Annotated in this window: 16 protein-coding genes; 8 read left to right on the forward strand and 8 right to left on the reverse strand. The window is 72.3% G+C overall.

The window, feature by feature from the left end; genetic code table 11:
- Positions 1-15: 15 nt before the first annotated feature.
- Genes F1721_RS02400 through F1721_RS02415 form a run of 4 tightly spaced genes read left to right on the forward strand, consistent with a single transcriptional unit; the run spans position 16 to position 5,427 of the window.
- Positions 16-942: an SMP-30/gluconolactonase/LRE family protein gene (locus F1721_RS02400; protein WP_246154054.1), complete on the forward strand. Its 927-nt coding sequence runs from the start codon at positions 16-18 to the stop codon at positions 940-942.
- Positions 942-2,609 carry a class I adenylate-forming enzyme family protein gene (locus F1721_RS02405; RefSeq protein WP_150064816.1) on the forward strand — a complete coding sequence of 556 codons (1,668 nt, stop codon included), beginning with the start codon at positions 942-944 and terminating at the stop codon, positions 2,607-2,609. The genes F1721_RS02400 and F1721_RS02405 overlap by 1 nt, the downstream gene beginning before the upstream one ends.
- A gap of 1 nt (position 2,610) precedes the next feature.
- Positions 2,611-3,639 (forward strand): phosphotransferase family protein, encoded by a 1,029-nt coding sequence (locus F1721_RS02410; protein WP_150064817.1) that lies wholly within the window; start codon positions 2,611-2,613, stop codon positions 3,637-3,639.
- A gap of 33 nt (positions 3,640-3,672) precedes the next feature.
- Entirely contained in the window at positions 3,673-5,427 is a 1,755-nt protein-coding gene (locus F1721_RS02415; RefSeq protein ID WP_150064818.1) for an acyclic terpene utilization AtuA family protein, read from the forward strand.
- Here the strand turns inward: F1721_RS02415 and F1721_RS02420 are convergent.
- From F1721_RS02420 to F1721_RS02455, 8 genes are all read right to left on the reverse strand, one after another.
- The gene (locus tag F1721_RS02420; RefSeq protein WP_246154056.1) at positions 5,424-6,725 is read right to left on the reverse strand and encodes an MFS transporter; all 1,302 of its coding nucleotides are present in this window, start codon (positions 6,723-6,725) and stop codon (positions 5,424-5,426) included. The two genes, F1721_RS02415 and F1721_RS02420, sit on opposite strands and share 4 nt — an antisense overlap.
- 202 nt (positions 6,726-6,927) lie before the next feature.
- Positions 6,928-7,545 (reverse strand): TetR/AcrR family transcriptional regulator, encoded by a 618-nt coding sequence (locus F1721_RS02425; protein WP_150064819.1) that lies wholly within the window; start codon positions 7,543-7,545, stop codon positions 6,928-6,930.
- 127 nt (positions 7,546-7,672) lie between these two features.
- A complete protein-coding gene (locus tag F1721_RS02430; RefSeq protein ID WP_150064820.1) occupies positions 7,673-8,623 on the reverse strand; it encodes an acyl-CoA dehydrogenase family protein in 951 nt (316 codons plus the stop codon).
- Entirely contained in the window at positions 8,620-9,711 is a 1,092-nt protein-coding gene (locus F1721_RS02435) for an acyl-CoA dehydrogenase family protein (RefSeq protein WP_150064821.1), read from the reverse strand. Before F1721_RS02435 ends, F1721_RS02430 begins: the two co-directional genes overlap by 4 nt.
- Positions 9,708-11,036, reverse strand: a complete 1,329-nt coding sequence (locus F1721_RS02440; protein ID WP_150064822.1) for an MFS transporter — start codon at positions 11,034-11,036, stop codon at positions 9,708-9,710. Before F1721_RS02440 ends, F1721_RS02435 begins: the two co-directional genes overlap by 4 nt.
- A 2-nt stretch (positions 11,037-11,038) precedes the next feature.
- Complete coding sequence (locus F1721_RS02445) at positions 11,039-13,114, reverse strand: acetate--CoA ligase family protein (protein ID WP_211840286.1); 2,076 nt, start codon at positions 13,112-13,114, stop codon at positions 11,039-11,041.
- Entirely contained in the window at positions 13,111-13,893 is a 783-nt protein-coding gene (locus F1721_RS02450) for an enoyl-CoA hydratase/isomerase family protein (RefSeq protein ID WP_211840287.1), read from the reverse strand. The genes F1721_RS02445 and F1721_RS02450 overlap by 4 nt, the downstream gene beginning before the upstream one ends.
- A gap of 160 nt (positions 13,894-14,053) precedes the next feature.
- Positions 14,054-14,707, reverse strand: coding sequence for a GntR family transcriptional regulator (locus F1721_RS02455; RefSeq protein WP_150064824.1), 654 nt, complete (start codon positions 14,705-14,707; stop codon positions 14,054-14,056).
- Positions 14,708-14,882: 175 nt separating this feature from the next.
- On the opposite strand from F1721_RS02455, the gene F1721_RS02460 reads away from it, so the two are divergent.
- The 4 genes from F1721_RS02460 (at position 14,883) to F1721_RS02475 (ending at position 19,892) form a co-directional block, all read left to right on the forward strand.
- Positions 14,883-15,659, forward strand: coding sequence for an IclR family transcriptional regulator (locus F1721_RS02460; RefSeq protein ID WP_150064825.1), 777 nt, complete (start codon positions 14,883-14,885; stop codon positions 15,657-15,659).
- A 22-nt stretch (positions 15,660-15,681) separates the two neighbouring features.
- Positions 15,682-17,295, forward strand: a complete 1,614-nt coding sequence (locus F1721_RS02465; RefSeq protein WP_150064826.1) for an OPT/YSL family transporter — start codon at positions 15,682-15,684, stop codon at positions 17,293-17,295.
- 134 nt (positions 17,296-17,429) lie between these two features.
- Positions 17,430-18,494 (forward strand): 2,5-dihydroxypyridine 5,6-dioxygenase NicX family protein, encoded by a 1,065-nt coding sequence (locus F1721_RS02470; RefSeq protein WP_150064827.1) that lies wholly within the window; start codon positions 17,430-17,432, stop codon positions 18,492-18,494.
- A 126-nt stretch (positions 18,495-18,620) separates the two neighbouring features.
- Positions 18,621-19,892 carry an alpha/beta fold hydrolase gene (locus F1721_RS02475; protein WP_150064828.1) on the forward strand — a complete coding sequence of 424 codons (1,272 nt, stop codon included), beginning with the start codon at positions 18,621-18,623 and terminating at the stop codon, positions 19,890-19,892.

Consider the following 19,892-nt stretch of genomic DNA (forward strand, 5'->3'; position numbering starts at 1 on the left):
GGCGGAAGGGGCACCATGACCGAGATGCGGCAGATCGCCTCGGGCCTGCAGTTCCCGGAGGGGCCGGTGGCGCTCGACGACGGTTCCGTGCTGCTGGTGGAGATCAAGCGCGGCACCCTGTCGCGGGTCGCCGCCGACGGCTCGGTGTCGGTGGTCGCCGACTGCGGCGGTGGGCCCAACGGTGCGGCGATCGGACCGGACGGCGCGGTGTACGTGTGCAACAACGGCGGGTTCGAGTGGCTGGAGATCCGCGGCCGCGACGTGCCCGGCATGCAACCGGCCGACTACATCGGCGGCCGGATCCAGCGCGTCACGATGGACGGCGCCGTCACCGACCTCTACACCGAGGTCGACGGGCACCCGCTGCGCGGCCCGAACGACCTCGTCTTCGACGCCGAGGGCGGTTTCTACTTCACCGACCTGGGCAAGCGGCGACCGCGCGAGACCGACCGCGGCGGGCTCTACTACGCCACGCCCGACGGCGACCGGATCGAGGAGATCGCCTACCCGCTGGCCGACGCCAACGGGGTCGGGCTGTCCCCGGACGGTTCGCGGATCTACGTGGCGGAAACCTCCACCGGCCGCGTCTGGTACTGGGACGTCGACGGCCCGGGGCGGTTGCGCCGCACCGGCAACGGCCCGGCCGGGGCCGCGCTGCTGCACGGCTTCCCCGGCTACCAGCTGCTGGACTCGCTGGCGGTGGACTCCGAGGGCAACGTCTGCGTGGCGACCCTGATCACCGGCGGGATCAGCGTGCTCGGCCCGGACGGCGAGCTCAAGGACGTCCGCAAGCCGCCCCGGCACGACCCGCACGTCACCAACATCTGCTTCGGCGGGCCGGACCTGCGCACCGCCTACATCACGTCGTCCGGCCGGGGGCTCCTCTACGAGCTGGAGTGGCACTGCCCCGGCCTGGAGCTCAACCACGCGAGGAGGGGTTGATGGCGCAGGACGAGCGGGAGCGGTTGCTCGCCGAGCTCATCGGGCCGGGCGGGGACTTCGAGATCGCCACCCGGGAGGTCGGCGGGATCCCGATGCGGGTCTACACCGGCGGCCCGGCGACGCTGCGCGACGTGGTGCTGTTCAGCAGCGGCCACGGCGAGCGGGACTTCCTGGTCTACGAGGACTTCCGGTGCAGCTTCGCCGAGCACTTCCGGCTGGTGGCCGGGCTCGCCCGGTGCCTGCGGGAGGAGTACGGGCTGGCCACCGGCGACCGGGTGGCCATCGCGATGCGCAACTTCCCGGAGTGGTCGGTGATCTTCTGGGCGATCCAGGCGGCGGGGTTGATCGCGGTCCCGCTCAACGCCTGGTGGACCGACGCCGAACTGCGCTACGGGCTGACCGATTCCGGCGCTGCGGTGGTGTTCGCCGACGCGGAGCGGGCCGCGCTGATCGACCGCGGGATCCCGGTCGTGCAGGTCCGCGGCGAAGCCCTGGCGCTTGGCGCGCGGGCCTGGTCGGAGCTGGTGGCGTCGCTGCCCGCCGACGCGGAGCTGCCGGACGTGACCATTGGTCCCGACGACGACGCGACGATCATGTACACCTCGGGCACCACGGGACGCCCCAAGGGCGCGGTCGGCACGCACCGAAACCACTGCACGAACGTGCTCAACACGGTGGTCGGCAGGCGGGTGCAGGCCGCGCTGGCCAACGGCGGGGTGTTCCCGCCGCTGGGCGATCCGGACGCGCCGCAGCCCGGTGTCCTGCTGACCTTCCCGCTGTTCCACATCGCCGGGCTCACCTCGCTGTGCTTCGCCACGCTGGCCGGGGTGAAGCTGGCGACGATGTACCGGTGGGACCGCGAGGCCGCGGCGCGGCTGATCCTCGACGAGGGCCTGACCACCGCGGCCGGGGTGCCGACCGTGATGCGGGACCTGGTCGAGCAGGGCGAGGCGGTGCGGCAGCTCGAAGGGGTCAACATGGGCGGTGCGCCGATCCCGCCCGACCTGGTGCACCGCATCGACGGCCTGGGCACGGGCGTCGCGCCCGCCAGCGGCTACGGCCTGACGGAGACGACCTCGGCGGTGACGACCAACGCCGGTGTCGACTACCTGGAGCGCGCCGACAGCGTCGGCCGGTGCGTGCCGGGCGCGGACCTGCGCGTCGTGGACCCGGCGACCGGCGACGACCTGCCCGACGGCGAGATCGGCGAGCTGTGCTTCCGCGGGCCCAACGTCGTGCGCGGCTACTGGAACAACCCGCAGGCCACCGCGGAGTCCTTCACCGACGGCTGGTTCCGCACCGGCGACCTCGGCTACGTCGAGGACGGCTGGGTGCACGTGGTCGACCGGCTCAAGGACGTGGTGATCCGCGGCGGCGAGAACGTCTACTGCGCGGAGGTCGAGGCGGCGCTGTTCGAGCACCCCGCGGTGCTCGACTGCGCGGTCGTCGGCCTGCCGCACCCGAAGCTGGGGGAGGAGGTGGCGGCCGTGGTGAACCTGCGGACCGAGGTCGACACCGCCGAGCTGCAAGCGCACGTCGCGGCCCGGCTGGCGGCGTTCAAGGTCCCGGCGCACGTGGTGGTCCGCCCCGACCCGTTGCCGCGCACCCCCACCGGCAAGGTGCTCAAGCGCCAGCTGCGCGAGCACCTCGGCGCGCACGGGAGCTGATGTGGAACTCCGCGGCATCGAACCGGAACCGACCGAGCGCTGGCTGCGCGACAACGTGCCGGGCCTGCGTGCACCGGTGGAGTTCGTGCTGGTCTCCGGCGGGCGGTCCAACCTGACCTACCGGGTCACCGACGCCGACGGCGTGGTGCGCGCCCTGCGCCGCCCGCCCACCGGCGGCGTGCTCAGCACCGCGCACGACATGAGCCGCGAGTGGCGCTTCATCTCCGCCCTGCACGGCACCGCGGTCCCGGTGCCCGAGCCGCTGGCGTACTGCGCCGACCCGGCGGTGACCGGCGCTGAGTTCTACGTGATGGGCTTCGTCGACGGCACCGTGCTGGCCGACGCCGGATCGGCCGGGGCGTTCCCGCCGCAGGCCCGGGAGCGGGCCGGGCTGGCGACCGTGGAGTGCATGGCGGCGCTGCACACCGTCGACCCGGACTCGGTCGGCCTGGGCGATGTCGCCCGCCGCGACGGCTACCTGCAGCGGCAGCTGCGCCGCTGGCAGCGCCAAGTGCACCAGTCCGGCGCGCCCGACCTGGAACTGCTGGACGCGGTGCACGACGCGCTGGCGGCCAACGTGCCCGAGCAGACCACCGGGATCGTGCACGGCGACTTCCGGCCCGGGAACCTGTCGTTCGCGCCGGACGGCGAGGTGCAGGCCGTCTTCGACTGGGAGCTGGCCACCCTGGGCGAACCGCTGGCCGACCTCGGCTGGCTGGTGGCGTCGTGGGCCGAACCCGGCGACCAGGTCCCGGCCGTCGCCCAGGGACCCACCGCCGAGCCCGGCTTCCCCGGCCGCACCGAGGTCGTCGACCGCTACGCGGCGCTGACCGGCCGCGACGTCTCGGACCTGCCGTACTACGTGGCCTTCCAGCGCTGGCGGTCGTGCTGCATCGGCGCCGGGGTGCGGGCCCGCTACCTGGCCGGTGTGATGGGCGACGACGGCTACGTGGCCGAGGAGCGGGCCAAGGACGAGCTGCGCCAGGCCCAGCTGGCCTGGGAAGCAGTGCGGGACCTGGGGCTGGTGTGAGCGCGATGTCGCGCGGAATCGGAGGCAGCACACATGACGCGAGCGATTCGGATCGGCGGGTTCTCCGGCTACCTGGGGGACCGGCGCAGCGCGCTGGCCGAGGCGGTGGCCGGTGACCCGTGCGACGTGCTGATCGGCGACTACCTGGCCGAGTTCACCCTCGCCATGCTGGCGGCCCGCCACCGCAGCGACCCGTCGAAGGGCTACGTCGAGTACTTCCTCGACCAGCTCCGCCCGCACCTCGCGACCCTGGCCGAACGCGGCACCCGCGTGGTGGTCAACGCCGGTGGCTTCAACCCGGCCGGGCTTGCCGACGCGGTGCGCGCGCTGATCGCCGAGAGCGGTGTCGCGCTGCGCGTCGCGCACGTCGAGGGCGACAACGTGCTGTCCACATTGGATGACCTCCTGGCCGCCGGGCACCAGATGCCGAGCCTGGACAGCGGCGCACCCCTGGCGGACTGGGGCCACCGGCCGATCGCCGCCAACGCCTACCTCGGCGGGTGGGGCATCGCCGCAGCCCTGCGCGCGGGCGCGGACGTCGTGGTGTGCGGGCGGGTCACCGACGCGTCGCTGACCGTCGGCCCGGCCGCGTGGTGGCACGACTGGCAACCCGACGACTGGGACCGGCTCGCCGCCGCGGTGGTGGCCGGGCACGTCATCGAGTGCGGCCCGCACGCGGTGGGCGGCAACTTCTCCGGGTTCACCCGCGTGCCCGGCATGGTCGCGCCGGGCTTCCCGATCGCCGAGATCGCCGCCGACGGCACGACCGTCATCACCAAGCACGCCCGCGACGGCGGAACGGTCACAGTGGACACCGTGACCGCCCAGCTGGTCTACGAGATCCAGGGCCCGCGCTACCTCAACCCGGACGTCACCGCGCACCTGGACACCGTGCGGCTGCGGCAGCTCGCGCCGGACCGGGTGGAGGTGTCCGGGACCACCGGGTCCCCGCCGCCCCCGACGACCAAGGTCGCGGTGTTCGCCCCGATCGGCCACCAGATCGTGCTCAGCCTCTACGCCACCGGCCTGGACATCGCCGAGAAGGTGGCGCTGATCCGCGCCCAGGCCGAGGCGCTGCTGGCCGGGGCGGACGCCGAGCTCGACGTGAGCGCGCTCGGCACCGCCGCGGAGGACCCGGAGCGGCAGTGGGACGCCACCGTGCAGGTGCGCATCATGGCCACCGCCGCCGACCGGGAACCGCTGGCGCGGCTGGCCGAGGGGATCGGCGAGCTGTTCCTGTCCAGCATCCCGGGCTTCTACACCGACAGCGCGGCCCGCCAGTCCGCCTCGCCGAGACCGCGCATCGACTACTGGCCCTCGCTGCTGGCCGTCGACGCGGTGCCGCACGAGGTGGTGCTCGACGACGGCACCCGGATCCCGATCGCCCCGCCCCCGGCCACCGAGCAGCCGGACCAGCCCGAGCACCCGGAACCGGCGCGGGCCGAGCTCGGCGAGACCCGCCGAGTCCCGCTCGGCCGCCTCGCGCACGCCCGCAGCGGCGACAAGGGCGGCAACAGCAACGTCGGACTGTGGGTGGCCGACCCGCGGGCCTGGCCGTGGCTGCGCGACCTGCTCAGCACCGACGAGCTGCGGCGGCTGATGCCCGAGGCGAAGGACCTCGACATCGTCCGGCACGAGTTCCCGCACCTGCGCGCGGTGCACTTCGTCCTGCGCGGGCTCCTGGGCACCGGCGGTTCGAGCAACCTGCGGGTCGACCCGATCGGCAAGGCGGTCGGCGAGTTCCTCCGCGCCCGGCACGTCGACGTCCCGGTGGAGCTGCTGGACTAGTCGGACAGCGGGTGCGCGACCTCGTCCGCGGGCAACCGCCCCAGCACGATCGCCACCACCGCGGCCACCAGCGGCACGGTCCCGGCCACGACGAACGTCGCCTGCGTGCCGATCGCCTCGGAGATCGGCCCGGCGACGGCCATCGACAGCGGCAGGAACGCGATCGACACGAAGAAGTCGAGGCTGGTGATCCGGCCGAGCAGCTGCGGCGGCACCCGCCGCTGCAGCAGCGTGCCCCACAGCACCATCGGGCTGGAGAACAGCGCCCCGACCACGAACGCGGCAGCGGCGACGACCCAGATCTGCGTCGCCGCGGCGACCACCAGCAGCGGCAGGCACGCGACGCCCCACAACCCGATCAGCGTGGTCAGGTAGCGGCGGGGCATCCGCAGCGATCCCATCAGCAGCGACCCGACGGCACCGCCGATGCCCCACGCCGCCAGCACCAGCGCGTGCTCCTCTGCCCCGCCGCCGAGGCGGTCCTTGATGAGGAACGGCAGCACCACCTGCAGCGGCCCCATCGTCACCATCACCATCAGCGAGGCGAAAGCCAGCGAAGCGACCAGCCACCGGGTGGCGAGCATGTACCGGAAGCCCTCCGCGATGTCGGCGAGCACGCCACGGGTCGGCCGCCCGTCCCCGCGCACCGGCGTGCGGGGCACCGTCCAGAACGTGCACCAGGCGGCGAAGGCCGTCAGCGCGGCCACCGCCATCGCCGCGCCGGGCGCGAAGGCGCTGATGACCAGGCTGCCGAGCGCGGGTCCGGCGGCCTGCTGGATGGTCGGCCGCACCATGCCCTCGAAACCGTTGGCCGCCATGAGCTCGTCCTCGGCCAGCAGCGCGGGCAGCCACGCGGAATAGGCGGGGAAGTAGAAGGCCACCGCGGTGCCGCCGAGGAAGGCGATCACGACGAGGTGCCAGAGCTGCATCCGGTCGGTCAGCGACAGCACCGCTGCGGCGGTCAGCAGCACGGTGTGCACGGTCTGCACGACGAGCAGGATGGTCTTCTGCGCCACCCGGTCGGCGACCGCCCCGCCGAGCAGCATCGGCAGCAGCGCGCCCAGCGACGCCGCAGCGGCGACGAACGAGAGCTGGCTGGCGCCGCCGCCGAGCCGCACGACCTCCCAGACCTGCCCCACGGTCCAGAACCCGGTGGTGAACAACGCGAAGCACAAGGCCGCGGAGAGCCTGCGGTAGGAGCTGCGGCGGAACGGCAGCAGCACGCGGGGAACCCGGCGCGCGGGCAGGTCCTCGCGCGGCGGTTCCCCGGTCGCCGTCGCGGCGTCGCGGCCGGTCACGACGACCTGCCGGGGAGGTGCGAACCGGTGGAGTTCGCCGCGGGGTGCTGTTCTTCGATCATGCCCCGACGCTAGAACCTCGACGGTACTGGAGGTCAACGAACAGTTCGGGACGAGTTGGCGAACGGTACCGGGCGGTTTCGCGCGAAACCGCCCTCCCGCAGGCGTGGGAGGCGACGATTCCGCGCGAAACCGGCGTCCGTCAGGCGCCGACGACCCGCAGCGCGATGGCTACGTAGCGGTCGGCGAGCTCGGCGGGCTCGACGTCGCCCTCCGGGTCGTACCACTGGGGGATGGCGTTGCACGCGGCCTGGATCGCGCGGCGCGCCTCGGCCGGGTGCTCGCAGCGGAACTGCCCGCGCCGCACCCCGTCGTCGATGATGTCCTGGAACAGCCGCGTGGCAGATTCCCGCAGCTCGGCGAGCCGTTGCGCGTGCGCCGGGTCCAGGTTGCGGGCCTCCCGCGCGGCGATGGTGCTCTCCACCCGCCGCCGCACCCGGTAGTCCACGGTGGCGCGCACCAGCGAGCGCAGCCGCTCACCCGGGTCGTCGCCGCAGTCGTGCAGCGCCGCGTCGCAGGTGCGCACGTAGTCCAGGACGCTGTCCTCCAGCAGCCCGGCGAACAGCTCCTGCTTGCTGGAGTGCCAGTAGTACAGCGCGGAGAAGCTCAGCCCGGCGCGCTTGGCGATGTCCCGGATGGACGCGCCGTGGTAACCGCGCTCGGCGAAGATCTCCCGCGCGGCAACGGAGAGCGCATCTCCGCCCTGACCGCGCGGGATCGCCGGGCCGGTGTGGGACGAGGATTCCGATGCCGTCGTCACGCACCCAGGATACGACCTGCGTCACACCTCAACCCCTCGGACCGCCGAGGAGTTTCGGCGCGTTCGGCGGTCGGACCGTCGTGAGTGCTTTATCTGGCTCTGGCACCTGAAACCGCTCACGACCGGCTCAGGCGGTGATGCGGTCCCAGAGGTCGGCTTCGCCTGCCGCGAGCGCAGTTCGCCCGAGGCGTGCCGACCAGCGCCGCTCGGTGCCGCATTCGTCCCGCCACGCCCACAACTTCCGGGTGACGTGGTGCAGCGGGTGTTCCCGCGTCACGCCCATCGCCCCGTGCAGCTGGTGCGCCGCCCGCGCGATGCTGGTGGCCGTTCGGGCCGCCGTGATCTTCGCCGCCGCCGTCGCGGCCAAAGCGCGATCGGGGTCCTGCTCGTGCACGCGCACCGCGCGGGTGACCGCGGTTTCGGTGGCCACCAGGTGAACGCGCATCTCCGCCAGGGAGTTGGCCACGGCCTTGAGCGCGACGAGCGGCCGCCCGAACTGCTCCCGCTGCGTGACGTGTTCGCGCGTGCGCTCGTACGCGCGACGCGCAGCGCCTAGCAGCGCGGCGGAGTTGAGCAGTGCCGAGCGGGCGAGCACGGCATCGTGCGAAGGGGCGTCCGGCACGGGAATCCTCGTCCCGGTCAGCCGCACCGCGTCGCGGGGTTCGCCCGCCAGGTTCTCCCCGGGCACGATCTCGACTCCGCCGCGCTCGACGAGGAAAGCCGACTCCTGCTCCGGCCGCACCAGGACGTGGCTGGCATAGCGCGCCCACGGCACGGCGCCCGTGCTCGCGGCGGTGACGACCAGGGGAGCGGTTTCCAGCTCAGCGCCGAGGATCCAGCGCGACACCGCCATCTCCACCAGCGGCACGCTCACCCCGCTCGCCGCCGTCGCGGCCACCAGCTCGGTCAGGTCCTGCAGGGTCCCGCCGACTCCGCCGCGCTCCTCGGCCACGCCGACCTGCGGCCAGCCCAGCTCCACCAGCGTCGGCCACAGCGGGTGCAGCGCGTCCGCGGGTGCCTGCGGGTCGACCCCGGACAGCACGTCGGAGGCGACCTCTGTGATCAGCGAGTTGCTCAACGTCGGGCCTCCTGCTTGGCGAGGACGGACAGCAGCACTTCCGAGGAGCCGCCCCGGATGCTGAACCCCGGCGCGGCGAGGATCGCCTCACCCAGCGCGCTCTCCGGCGAGATCGCCCCGGATCCGGTTGCCCGCCGCGCGCATTCGAGCACGTCCCGCTCGAAGGCGGTGCCGAGGTACTTCAAGGTGGCGGCGGCCTGAACCGGTGCCGCACCGGTGTCCAGCGATTCCGCGACCTGCACGCACAACGCGCGCAGGGTGGCCAGCCGCGCGACCAGCTCGCCGACCTCCTCCGCCAGGCCCTCGTCGGCGACCTCCAGCAGCTCGGCGAGCACCGGGTAGGTGGACAGCACCCGCTCCGGCCCGCCGCGCTCGTAGGACAGCTGCTCGGTGACCTGCTGCCAGCCGTTGCCGACCGCGCCGATCACCCGGTGCTCAGGGACGAAGACGTCCTCGAACACCACCTCGTTGAAGTGGTGCGAACCGGCCATGTCCACGATCGGCGACACCGACACCCCGGGTGCGCTCATGTCCAGCACGAACTCGGTCAGCCCCGCGTGCTTGACCTCCGACTTCTCGCTGCGCGCCAACAGGTAGGCGTGCGTGGCGCGGTGCGCGTGGCTGGTCCAGATCTTGCGGCCGTCGATCCGCCAGCCGCCCGGCGCGCGGGTGGCGGTGGTGCGCACCGCCGCGAGGTCCGAACCGGCGTCGGGTTCGCTCATGCCCAGGCAGAACACGAACTCCCCGGCGGCGATGCCGGGCAGGATCTCCCGCTGCAGCTCCTCGGTCCCGTGCCGCAGGATCGACGGCCCGATCTGCCGGTCGCCGATCCAGTGCGCGGCCACCGGGGCGCCCGCGCGCAGCAGTTCCTCGGTGAGCACCAGGCGGGCCAGGTTGGACCGCTCGCCGCCGCCGACCGCCTTTGGCCAGGTCATGCCCAGCCAGCCGCGCTCGGCCAGCTCCTTGCTGAAGGCGAGGTCGAACGACCGCAGCCAGGCGTCCGGCCGCGGCCGGTACCGGCCCGCCTCCCGCCACTCGCGGCACAGCGCGCGCACCTCCAGGCGCAGTTCGCCCAACGACGGGTTCACGACACGGACTCCTTCCCGAGCGCGGATCGCTTCTCGGCCCGGCTCAGGGCCGCCGTCCTGGTCTCGGGCATCAGCACGTAGGTCAGCAACGACACCAGGGCGCAGGCCGAGACGTAGAAGAAGAAGTAGTGCTCGACACCGGCGTTGCGGAACGCCAGCGCGACGTACTCCGCGGTCCCGCCGAAGATCGCCTGCGCCAGCGCGTAGGGGATCGCGACGCCGACCGTGCGGACGCTGGTGGGGAACAGCTCGGCCTTCACGCACGCGTTCACCGAGGAGTACCCGGCCACGATGGTCAGCGCCAGCATGGTGAGCGCCAGCGCGACGCCGAAGCTCGGCCACCGCTGCAGCGCGGTCATGATCGGGTAGGTGCCCAGCGTGGTGCCGACGCCGAAGAAGATCAGCACCGGTCGTCGGCCGATCTTGTCCGAGATCGCCCCGCCGATCGGCAGCAGCACGGTGAACAGGCACAACGCCACGAACATGACCAGCGCGGCGTCGGATTTGCTCAACCCCACCGAGTTCACCAGGTACTTCGTCAGGTAGGTGGTGTAGGTGTAGAACGCGACGCCCCCGCCGAGGGTCAGCGCGAACACCAGCCCGGCGGCGCGGCGGTGGCGCCACACCTCGCGCAGGGTGCCCCGCCGCTGCTGCGCGTCGTGGCGCTCCTCCTCGGCGTAGGCCGTGGTCTCGTGCATCCGGCGGCGCAGGTAGAACACCACCAGCGCAGCGACCGCGCCGATGACGAACGGGATCCGCCAGCCCCAGGCGGTCAGCTGCTGCTCGGTCAGGACCGATTGCAGCACCATCAGCACGACCAGGCCGAGCAGCTGGCCGATGGTGACCGACACGTACTGGAAGCTGGACCCCAGCCCGCGCCAACCGCGCTGCGACACCTCCGTGAGGTAAGCCGCGCTCGCCGCGTATTCGCCGCCGACGCTGATGCCCTGCATGATCCGCGCGATGAGGAGCAGCACCGCGCCGAGGTACCCGGCCTGCTCGTGGTTCGGCGCGATCGCGATCAGCAGCGCGCTGATCGACATCACGGTCACCGACAGGGTCAGCCCGAACTTGCGGCCCTTCCGGTCGGCGATGCGCCCCAGGACCCAGCCGCCCAGCGGCCGGGCCAGGAATCCGACCGCGAACACCGCGGCGGTGTTCATCAGCTGCGCGGTCGGGTTGCCCTTCGGGAAGAACTGCCCGGCGAAGTACAGCGCGAAGTTCGCGTAGACGAACCAGTCGTACCACTCGACGGTGTTGCCGATGGAGCCGCTGAGCACCGCGCGGACGTGGGTGGAACGGCGGGGCTTCGTCGACCCGCTCATGGTCACCTCCGGGAATCGCTGATCACGACGAGGTCGGCGGCCACCGCGCCCGATTCGCGGACCACCAGCGGGTTGATCTCCAGCTCCGCGAGCCGGTCGCCCAGCTCGACCGCAGCGTGGGAGAGCGACGCGATCGCGGCAGCGGCAGCTGCCACGTCGCAGCGCGGTCGCCCGCGGAATCCGTCCAGCAGCGGCCATCCGCGCAGCTGGCGCAGCAGCGCGACCGCCTGGTCGACGTCGAGCGGACCGAGCGCCGATGCGACGTCCCGGTAGAGCTCAGCCGTGGTGCCGCCCATCCCGACGGTCACCACCGGCGGGTAGCCGTGCTTGCTGCCCTGCACCCCGACCAGCAGCTCGACGCCGGGCGGGAGCAGTTCCTGGACGAGAACACCGTCGATGCGGGCGTGCGGCGCGTTCGCCGCGACGGTGTCGAGCATGTCGCGCGCTGCGCTGTCCGCACGTTCGGCGGGAACGCCGACGAGCACACCGCCGACGTCGCTCTTGTGCGCCAGATCGGGGGATTGAACTTTCAGCACGACGAGCTCGCCCAACTCCTGCGCGGCCGCTGCGGCCTCTGCGGGATCGACGACCACTCGCCCGCGCGGCCTGGCCACCTGGAGCGCATCGAGGAGCTGAGCGCCCCCGGACTCGGTGAGCGCCGGACGGTCCAGGAAACGCGCCAGGCCGCGGGGCGGTGCCGGTTCGGCGCGACGGTCGCCCCGCGGTACCAGGTGCGCGATGAGCCGCAGGGCGGCGTTGGTCGTGCTCAGCACCGAGATCCCGTTGCGCCGCAACATCGAACCGGCTTCGGCGATCTGCTCGTGGGAGTACAGCCACGCCACGGCGAACGGTTTCGTGCTGCGCTTGGCCGACCGCAGGATCGCCTCGGCGACTTCCAGCGCCGCCGCACCGCCGATCGTGGTCAGCACGACCAGCACGGCGTCCACCTGGTCGGATTCGGCGACCGCGTCGCACACCGCGCCGAACTGCCCGGCGTCGTCGATGACCTGCGCGGTGACGTCCACCGGGTTGACCGCGCTGCCGAACGCCGGGATGAGCGGTGCCAGCACGTCCTGCGCCGCGGCGTCGAGCTCCGGCAGCACCAGCCCGACGGCCTCGGCCTGATCGGCGGCGAGCCCACCGGCACCGCCGGAACTGGTGATCACGCCGATGCGGCGGCCGCCCGGCCGGGGGTCGGCGGTCAGCGCCACCGCCACGTCGAGCAGCTCGTCCAGGTCGTCCACCTGCACGGCACCGGATTCGCGGGTCAGCAGGTCGAACGCGGTGCCAGCGCGGACCAGCGCCCCGGTGTGCGAGGCGACCGCGCGCTCCCCGGCGGCGGAACGCCCGGAGCGCAGGACCACGACGTGCTTGCCCGCCGCCGCGGCCCGCTCGGTCAGCCGCTGCCACCGGGCTCCGTCGGGAAGTTCCTCCAGGTAGCAGGCGAGCACCCGGACGTTCGGGTCGGCGACCAGCAGCTCGGCCGCCTCGGTCGCGGTGAGGTCGGCCTGGTTGCCCACGCTGATCCAGGCGGTGAGCCCGATCCCGCGATCCCCGGCCTTGCCCAGGAAGCTGCCGCCCAGCGCCCCGCTCTGCCCGACGTAGGCGATCCCGGAGTCCGGCTGCTGCGCGCCGTCCGCCGCGGCGGTGAAGGTCGCGGCCAGCCCGGTGGGGCGGTAGAGCAGCCCCTGGCAGTTCGGCCCGACGATCCGCAGCCCGTACCGCCCGGCCACCTCGACGAGCTGCTCCTGCAGCGCCCGCCCCTCCGCACCGACCTCGGCGAACCCCGAGGACAGCACCACCGCGCAGGACGCGCCCGCGCGCCCGGCCTCCTCGACCACGGACAGCACCCGCGCGGCCGGGACCAGCACGAGCACCAGGTCCGCCGGGCCGGGCAGCTCCCGCAGCGACGGGAAGCAGCGCAGGCCGTGCACCTGCTGGTAGTTCGGGTTGACCGGGTAGACCGGGCCGTCGAAGTCGCGCAGGTAGCGGGTCAGCCGACCGGCCATCGCCGAGCGCTCGGAAGCCCCGACGACCGCCACCGCCCGCGGGTGCAGCAACCCGTCCACGGCGGTCACCGGCCCTGGAACTTCGGGCTGCGCTTCTCCTTGAACGCCCGCATCGCCTCCGCGGAGTCCTCAGTGGACTGGACGACGGCCATGTGCGAGGAGATCAGGTCGAGCGAGGTCCGCAGGTCGGTGCGCGCCGACTGGTACACCGTCCGCTTGATCGCCCGGATCGCCACGGGCGGCCCGTCGGCCAGCCGCCGCGCGAAGGCGTAGGTCTGGTCCAGCAGCTCGTCGTCGGGGTAGCAGCGGCTGGCGATGCCGAGCTCCACCGCGGTGGCGGCGTCCACGAAGTCGCCGGTCCACAGCAGTTCCAACGCCTTCGCGGTGCCGACCAGCCGCGGCAGGTAGTAGCAACCGCCGTCGCCGGGCACCAGACCGACCCGCACGTAGCCCTCGGACAGCCGAGCGGACTCGCCGACGAACCGGATGTCGCACATCAGCGCCATGTCCATGCCCGCGCCCACGGCGACGCCGTTGACCGCGGCGAGGACCGGCTTGTCGAGGTCCTCCAGCGCCAGCGCGACCTGGTGGATCCGTTCGGTCAGCACGGTCTTGTGGTCCAGCACGGACTTCTCGCCCGCGGTGAAGTCGTCCAGGTCGACGCCCGAGCAGAACGCGTCCCCGGCCCCGGTGAGCACCAGCACCCGCACCTCGGGGTCGAACCGGGCGGAGCGGATGGCGGCCGCCCACTGGTCGATCATCTCCATCGTGAAGGCGTTCTTGCGCTTCGGCCGGTTCAGCAGGATCGTCCCGATCCCGTCGCTGACCTGGTACTCGAGGTCCGCCATGTGCATCCCTTCCGAGCTGGGCGAGTCGCGCCGAGTCTGGCACGCCGCCTCCCCGGAGTCCATACAAAATTGAATGCAATCCGAGAATCGGGGATGCCGCGGGGAAAATCAGCGAGAGGAGACCCGCTGCCGCCCGAAATCCCGGGGACGCCGCGAGTTCTCAGCCCGGCAGGGGGAGGCCCGCGGTGAGGGTGGGGGCGAGGTGCGCCGGGGTCGCTTCGCGGTGCGCGTCCATGATCCCGACCGCCTTCTCGGTCTGGCCGCGGCGCAGCGCGTTGATCAGCTGGCGGTGCTCGCGGACGATCCGGCGGCGCGCCGACTCGTCGTAGAGGTACACCGCGCGGTACGCCTCGGTCATCTTCCAGATCCGCTCGATCTCGTCGACGATCAGCTGCAGGCCCGAGGCGCGGAAGATGACGAAGTGGAAGTCGTGGTTGAGCTCGGTGATCCGCAGGACGTCGACCTGCTCGGCCGCCTGCGCGATCTGGTCGTTGAGCTCGCTGAGCCGGATGAGCTGCGCGGTGCTCAGCCGCGGCAGTTCGCGGAGCACGATGGCCTCGAGCGCGCCGCGCATCAGGTAGGCCTGCCGCAGCTCGTCGGCGGACAGGCGGGCCACGGTGTAGCCGACGTTCGGCTGGTGGCGGACCACTCCTTCGGCTTCGAGCGCCTTTAACGCCTCCCGCACCGGAACCCGGCTCACGCCCAGGCGTTCGGCGAGCGCTTCCTGGCGCAACGGCTGCCCGGGCAGCAGTTCCTGGCTGCGCATCATCTGCCGGATCTGCTCGACGGCGCGACCCACCGAAGTCCCCGCCATTGCTCCACACCCCACGCTCTGTTCGATCGGTGACCGAGAGAGTAACGCACCGTGTTCAGCGGGCTGCTGCGGACAACGTATTGACAAACCTGCATGTCCAGGCGCACCGTAGCCCGCAACGGTGCGCAAATAGCGACAGCGTTGTGGATATCGCAACAAGTCTTCGGAGGTCGGTGTGGCGGGGTCGGGTTTTCTGCAGACCGCGGATCGGGCCCTGCAGGTGCTGCTCGCGTTCACCGACGACCGGCCGGAGTGGGGCGTCACCGAGCTCGGGCGCGAGCTCGGGCTGGACAAGTCCGTCACCCAGCGGTTGCTCGCGACGCTGGCCAACCGCGGTTTCGTGCTGGCCGACCCGGAATCCCGCCGCTACCGGCTCGGCCCGGCGGTGTCCCAGCTCGCCCGGGTCGCCGAGCGCAGCGGGGCGCTGAGCCTGGTCGCACGTCCCGTGCTGGCGATGCTGGCGCGGGAGACGGGGGAGAGCGCCGTGCTCAACGTCGCGCACGGCGGCTCCTACCGGACCGTCGCGGCCGTGGACGCCCGCGGCCCGATCAGCTACACCGCCGTGGTCGGGCACGTGATGCCCGGTCACGCCGGGTCCTCCGGGCACGCGCTGTTCGCCGGGCAGCCGCCGGAGGAGGTCCGCGAGCTGTTCGGCCCCGAACCGCTGGCCCGCTACACGCCGAGCACCCCGACCACCTACGCCGAGCTGGAGCAGCGGTGGCAGCAGGTCCGGGACACCGGCGTGTCCGTCTCGACCGGGGAGTTCGACGCGAACGTCGGCGCCGTCGCGGTGCCGCTGCAGCTCTCCGGTGCGACAGTGGCGTCGTTGACGCTCATCGGCCCCGCCGAGCGCGTCACCGGCCGGATCGACGACCTGACCGCTCCGCTGCGCGCCGCGGCCACCGACCTGTCCAGCCGACTGGCGCCCGGCGCCGGGCCGCAAGACGGCTGATCCCCTCCTCGAAAGGCTGCTCATGACCGTCAGCGAATCCCGGGCCGGTGCCGAGCGCACCCACCCGCGGGCTTTCGAGCCGACCGTCCTGGTGATCACCGTCGTGCTGTCCGTGGTCGGCGCGATCATCGGCCTGCACCTGATCACCACGCTGGGCATCTCGGCCAACACCTCGGTGATCGGCGCGCTGATCGCGATGATCATCGGCCGGATCAACGTGGCCGCGCTGCGCAGGATGCGCTCGGTGCACCGGCAGAACCTGGTGCAGAGCGCGGTGTCCGGCTCGACCTTCGCCGCCGCCAACTCGCTGCTGGCACCGATCGCGGTGCCCTTCGCCTTCGGCCGCCCCGACCTGGTGTGGCCGGTGTTCGCCGGGGTCGCGATCGGCCTGTTCGCCGATTCCTTCGTGCTGTACCGGCTGTTCAACTCGCGGCTGCTGCCCGCGCAGGCCGCCTGGCCGCCGGGTGTGGCCGCGGCGGACACCATCATCGCCGGGGACAAGGGCGGTCGGCGGGCCATCGTGCTGGCCTGCGGCGCGGTGGTCGGGTTCATCGGCTCGCTGTTCAAGCTGCCGGTCTCCGCGGCGGGCGTGGCCTTCATCGGCAACATCTGGGCGCTGGGCATGTTCGGCGTCGGCCTGATGGTCAGCCAGTACAGCCCGGCCTGGTTCGGCGTCGACATCGGCGACGTCTACATCCCGCACGGCGTGATGATCGGCGCCGGGCTGGTCGCCCTCGGGCAGGCCGCCTACCTGATGTTCCGCAAGAAGGACGCGAAGACCGAGCGCACCAGCTCGGTGGACCCCAGCCAGCTGCCGCAGGTCGACGAGCGCGCGCTGCGCCGCGGCGTGCTGGAGGGCTACGGCCTGTTCGTGCTCGGTGCCGCCGTGGTCGCGCTGGCCGGTGGGCTGATCTCCGAGCTGTCGGTGCCCGCGCTGGTCCTGTGGGTGCTGGCCGCCGCGCTGGCCGCGATCGTCCACGAGATCATCGTGGGGCTGGCGGCGATGCACTCCGGTTGGTTCCCGGCCTTCGCGGTCACGCTGATCTTCCTGGTGCTGGGCCTGATCCTCGGGGTGCCGCCGGTCGCGCTGGCGCTGTTCGTCGGCTACACCTCGGCCACCGGCCCGGCGTTCGCCGACATGGGCTACGACTTCAAGGCGGGCTGGCTGCTGCGCAAGGAGCACCGCCCCTACGACGCCTTCGAGCGCTCCGGCCGGTTCCAGCAGTACCTGGCCTCGCTGGTGGGCTTCGCGGTGGCGACGGTGGCGGTCGCGGTGTCCTGGCAGTCCTTCTTCGGCGACGGCCTGATCCCGCCGGTGGCCGAGGTCTACGCGGCCACCATCCACGCCGGGCTCACCGACCCGAACATCCTGGTGACGCTGCTGCTGTGGGCGGTCCCCGGCGCGCTGGTCCAGCTGCTCGGCGGCTCCAGCAGGCAGATGGGCGTGCTGCTGGCGACCGGTCTGCTGGTCGGCACCCCGCAAGCGTGCTGGCTGGTCTTCGGCGCCCTGCTGATCCGCATCGCCTACCGCTGGTGGCGCGGCGAACGAGCGGACGAGGACCTCAACCTCGTCGGCGCGGGCCTCATCGCCGGAGACGCCCTGTACTCGACCAGCCGCATCTTCGAGTCCAAGTGATCTGTCACGCAGACGAGCGCCAGGACGATCTGGACATACATCAGTCAGGGCATCCGCAGTCCAGGCGGGCGCTGAGGTTCCGCTACCCGCACTGCCACGCAAAACGAGTTCGTCAGATGGGAAAAGGAGTAGTTGTGGAAGTTGTCAGTCGTGTGGAATCCCGGCCCGAGTACCTGTCCTGGGAGGCTGCGATCGGTGCTCGCAAGCTCGTCGAGCAGGTCATGCTCGTCAAGCCAGGCGAGCAGGTGGTGCTGACCGGGGACACCTCCACCGACCGGCGCGTCGTGGAGCTGACCGCGCAGGCGGTGGCCGCGGCCGGGGCCACGCCGACCGTGATCTGGTACGAGACCCGGCCCAGCTCGGCGATGGAACCGCCCGCGCCGGTGGCCGGGGCGGTGGCCAAGGCCGACGTGTGGATCGAGTTCAGCGTCGCCTACATCATGCACAGCGACGCCTTCCGCGCCGCGATCGCCAACGGCGCCCGCTACACCAACCTGACCGGCATGGACGTCCCGATGCTGGTCGACACCGTCGGCAAGCCCGACTTCGAGGGCGTCATGCGGCTCGGCCGCGCGCTGGTCGCGCTGCTGGAGCAGGCCGACGAGGTGCGCATCACCGCGGCCAACGGCACCGACCTGGTCGGCCGCAACCAGGGCCGCCCGATCAACCTGCGCGGCAAGCCCGCCGAGAAGCCCGGCGAGACCGTCATGCTGTCCGGCCAGATCTCCTGGAACCCGATCGAGGAGACCCAGAACGGCACGCTGGTCTTCGACGGCGCGCTGTGGCCCCCGGCCGAGATCGGCCTGCTGCGCTCCCCGGTGCGCTGCAAGGTGGAGAACGGCGTGGTCACCGAGATCACCGGGGACCGCGACGCCGAGGTGTTCCGGAACTGGATGGAGTCCTTCGACGACCCGAACATGTTCCGGCTGGCGCACTGGTCGCTGGGCTTCAACCCGGGCGTGCTGGTGCCCACCGGCCGCATCGTCGAGGACGAGCGCGTCTTCGGCTGCGTGGAGATCGGCATCGGCACCAAGGGCGCCTGGATCGGCGGCGAGCCGTGGGTCGCGGCGGCGCACACCGACGGCAGCGTCCTCGGCCCGTCGATCTACCTGGACGGCGAGGCCATCGAGATCGACGGCCGCTACGTGCACCCGGAACTCGTGCAGATCTGCAAGGAGATCGGCGCCCCCGGGTACTGATCCCGTTTCTCGTGAGTGGCGATGGTTGTTCTCGCGACCATTTACGCTCACGACGGCTCGTGAGCGGCGATGGCGGTTCCAGCGACCATCGCCGCTCACGAACGAGAGTCCACTTTGGAGGGTTTGATGTCGTCCGTCAGCTACCGCCGTCCGGGGTTGGTGGCCCGGGACCACGTGTTCCGGGTTCCGCTGCGCCACGACGACCCGGGGGCCGGGGAGATCGAGGTCTTCGGGAGGGAGGTGGTCGCACCGGCCAAGCAGGACCAGCAGCTGCCGTGGCTGGTCTACTTCCAGGGAGGACCGGGCGGCAAGGCGGAGCGGCCGCTGAGCACCAGCGCGTGGCTGGGCCGCGCGCTGCAGGACTACCGGGTGCTGCTGCTCGACCAGCGCGGCACCGGGCGCAGCACCCCGGCGAACCGGCAGAGCCTGGCCGGGCTGCCCCCGGAGGAGCAGGCCGAGCACCTCAGCCTGCTCCGCGCCGACTCGATCGTGCGCGACGCCGAGGTGATCCGCGCCCAGCTGATCGGCGACGAGCCGTGGTCGGTGCTGGGCCAGAGCTTCGGCGGGTTCTGCGCGCTGACCTACCTCTCGCTGGCCCCGCAGGGCCTGCGGCAGGTGCTGATCACCGGCGGCATCCCGACCCTGACCGGCCACGCCGACGACGTCTACCGCGCCGCCTACCCCCGCACCCTGCGCAAGAACGACGCCTACTTCGCGCGCTACCCGCACGACGCCGAGATCGCGCGGCGGGTCGTCGAGCACCTCGCCGAGCACGAGGTGGTCATGCCCGCGGGGGAGCGGCTCACCCCGGAGCGGTTCCAGACCCTGGGCATCCAGTTCGGCCAGGGCTCGCAGTTTGACGCGCTGCACTACCTGCTGGAGGAGGCGTTCATCGGCGACACCCTCTCCGACACCTTCCTGCGCGGCGCGGACGCGGTGCTCTCCTTCGCCCCGCGGCCGCTCTACGCGGTGCTGCACGAGTCCATCTACTGCCAGGGCGCCGCCTCGCGGTGGTCGGCGCACCGGGTCCGCGCGGAGTTCCCCGAGTTCGACTGGACCACCGCCGACCGGGTCAACTTCACCGGCGAGATGATCTACCCCTGGCAGTTCGAGCAGGACCCCGCGCTGGTGCCGCTGCGCGAGGCCGCCGACCTGCTCGCCGCCAAGAGCGACTGGCCGGCGCTCTACGACCTCGACCAGCTGGCCCGCAACGAGGTCCCGGTGGCCGCGGCGGTCTACCACGACGACATGTTCGTCGACCGGGACCACGCGCTGGCCTCGGCCGAGCGGGTGCGCGGCGCGCGGGTGTGGGTGACCAACGAGTACGAGCACGACGGCGTCAAGGCCTCACCGGCGGTGCTGGACCGGCTGCTGGCGATGAACCGGGGTGACGCCTGA

Origin of the sequence: Saccharopolyspora hirsuta, assembly GCF_008630535.1 — a bacterium.
Taxonomy (GTDB): Bacteria; Actinomycetota; Actinomycetes; order Mycobacteriales; family Pseudonocardiaceae; genus Saccharopolyspora; species Saccharopolyspora hirsuta.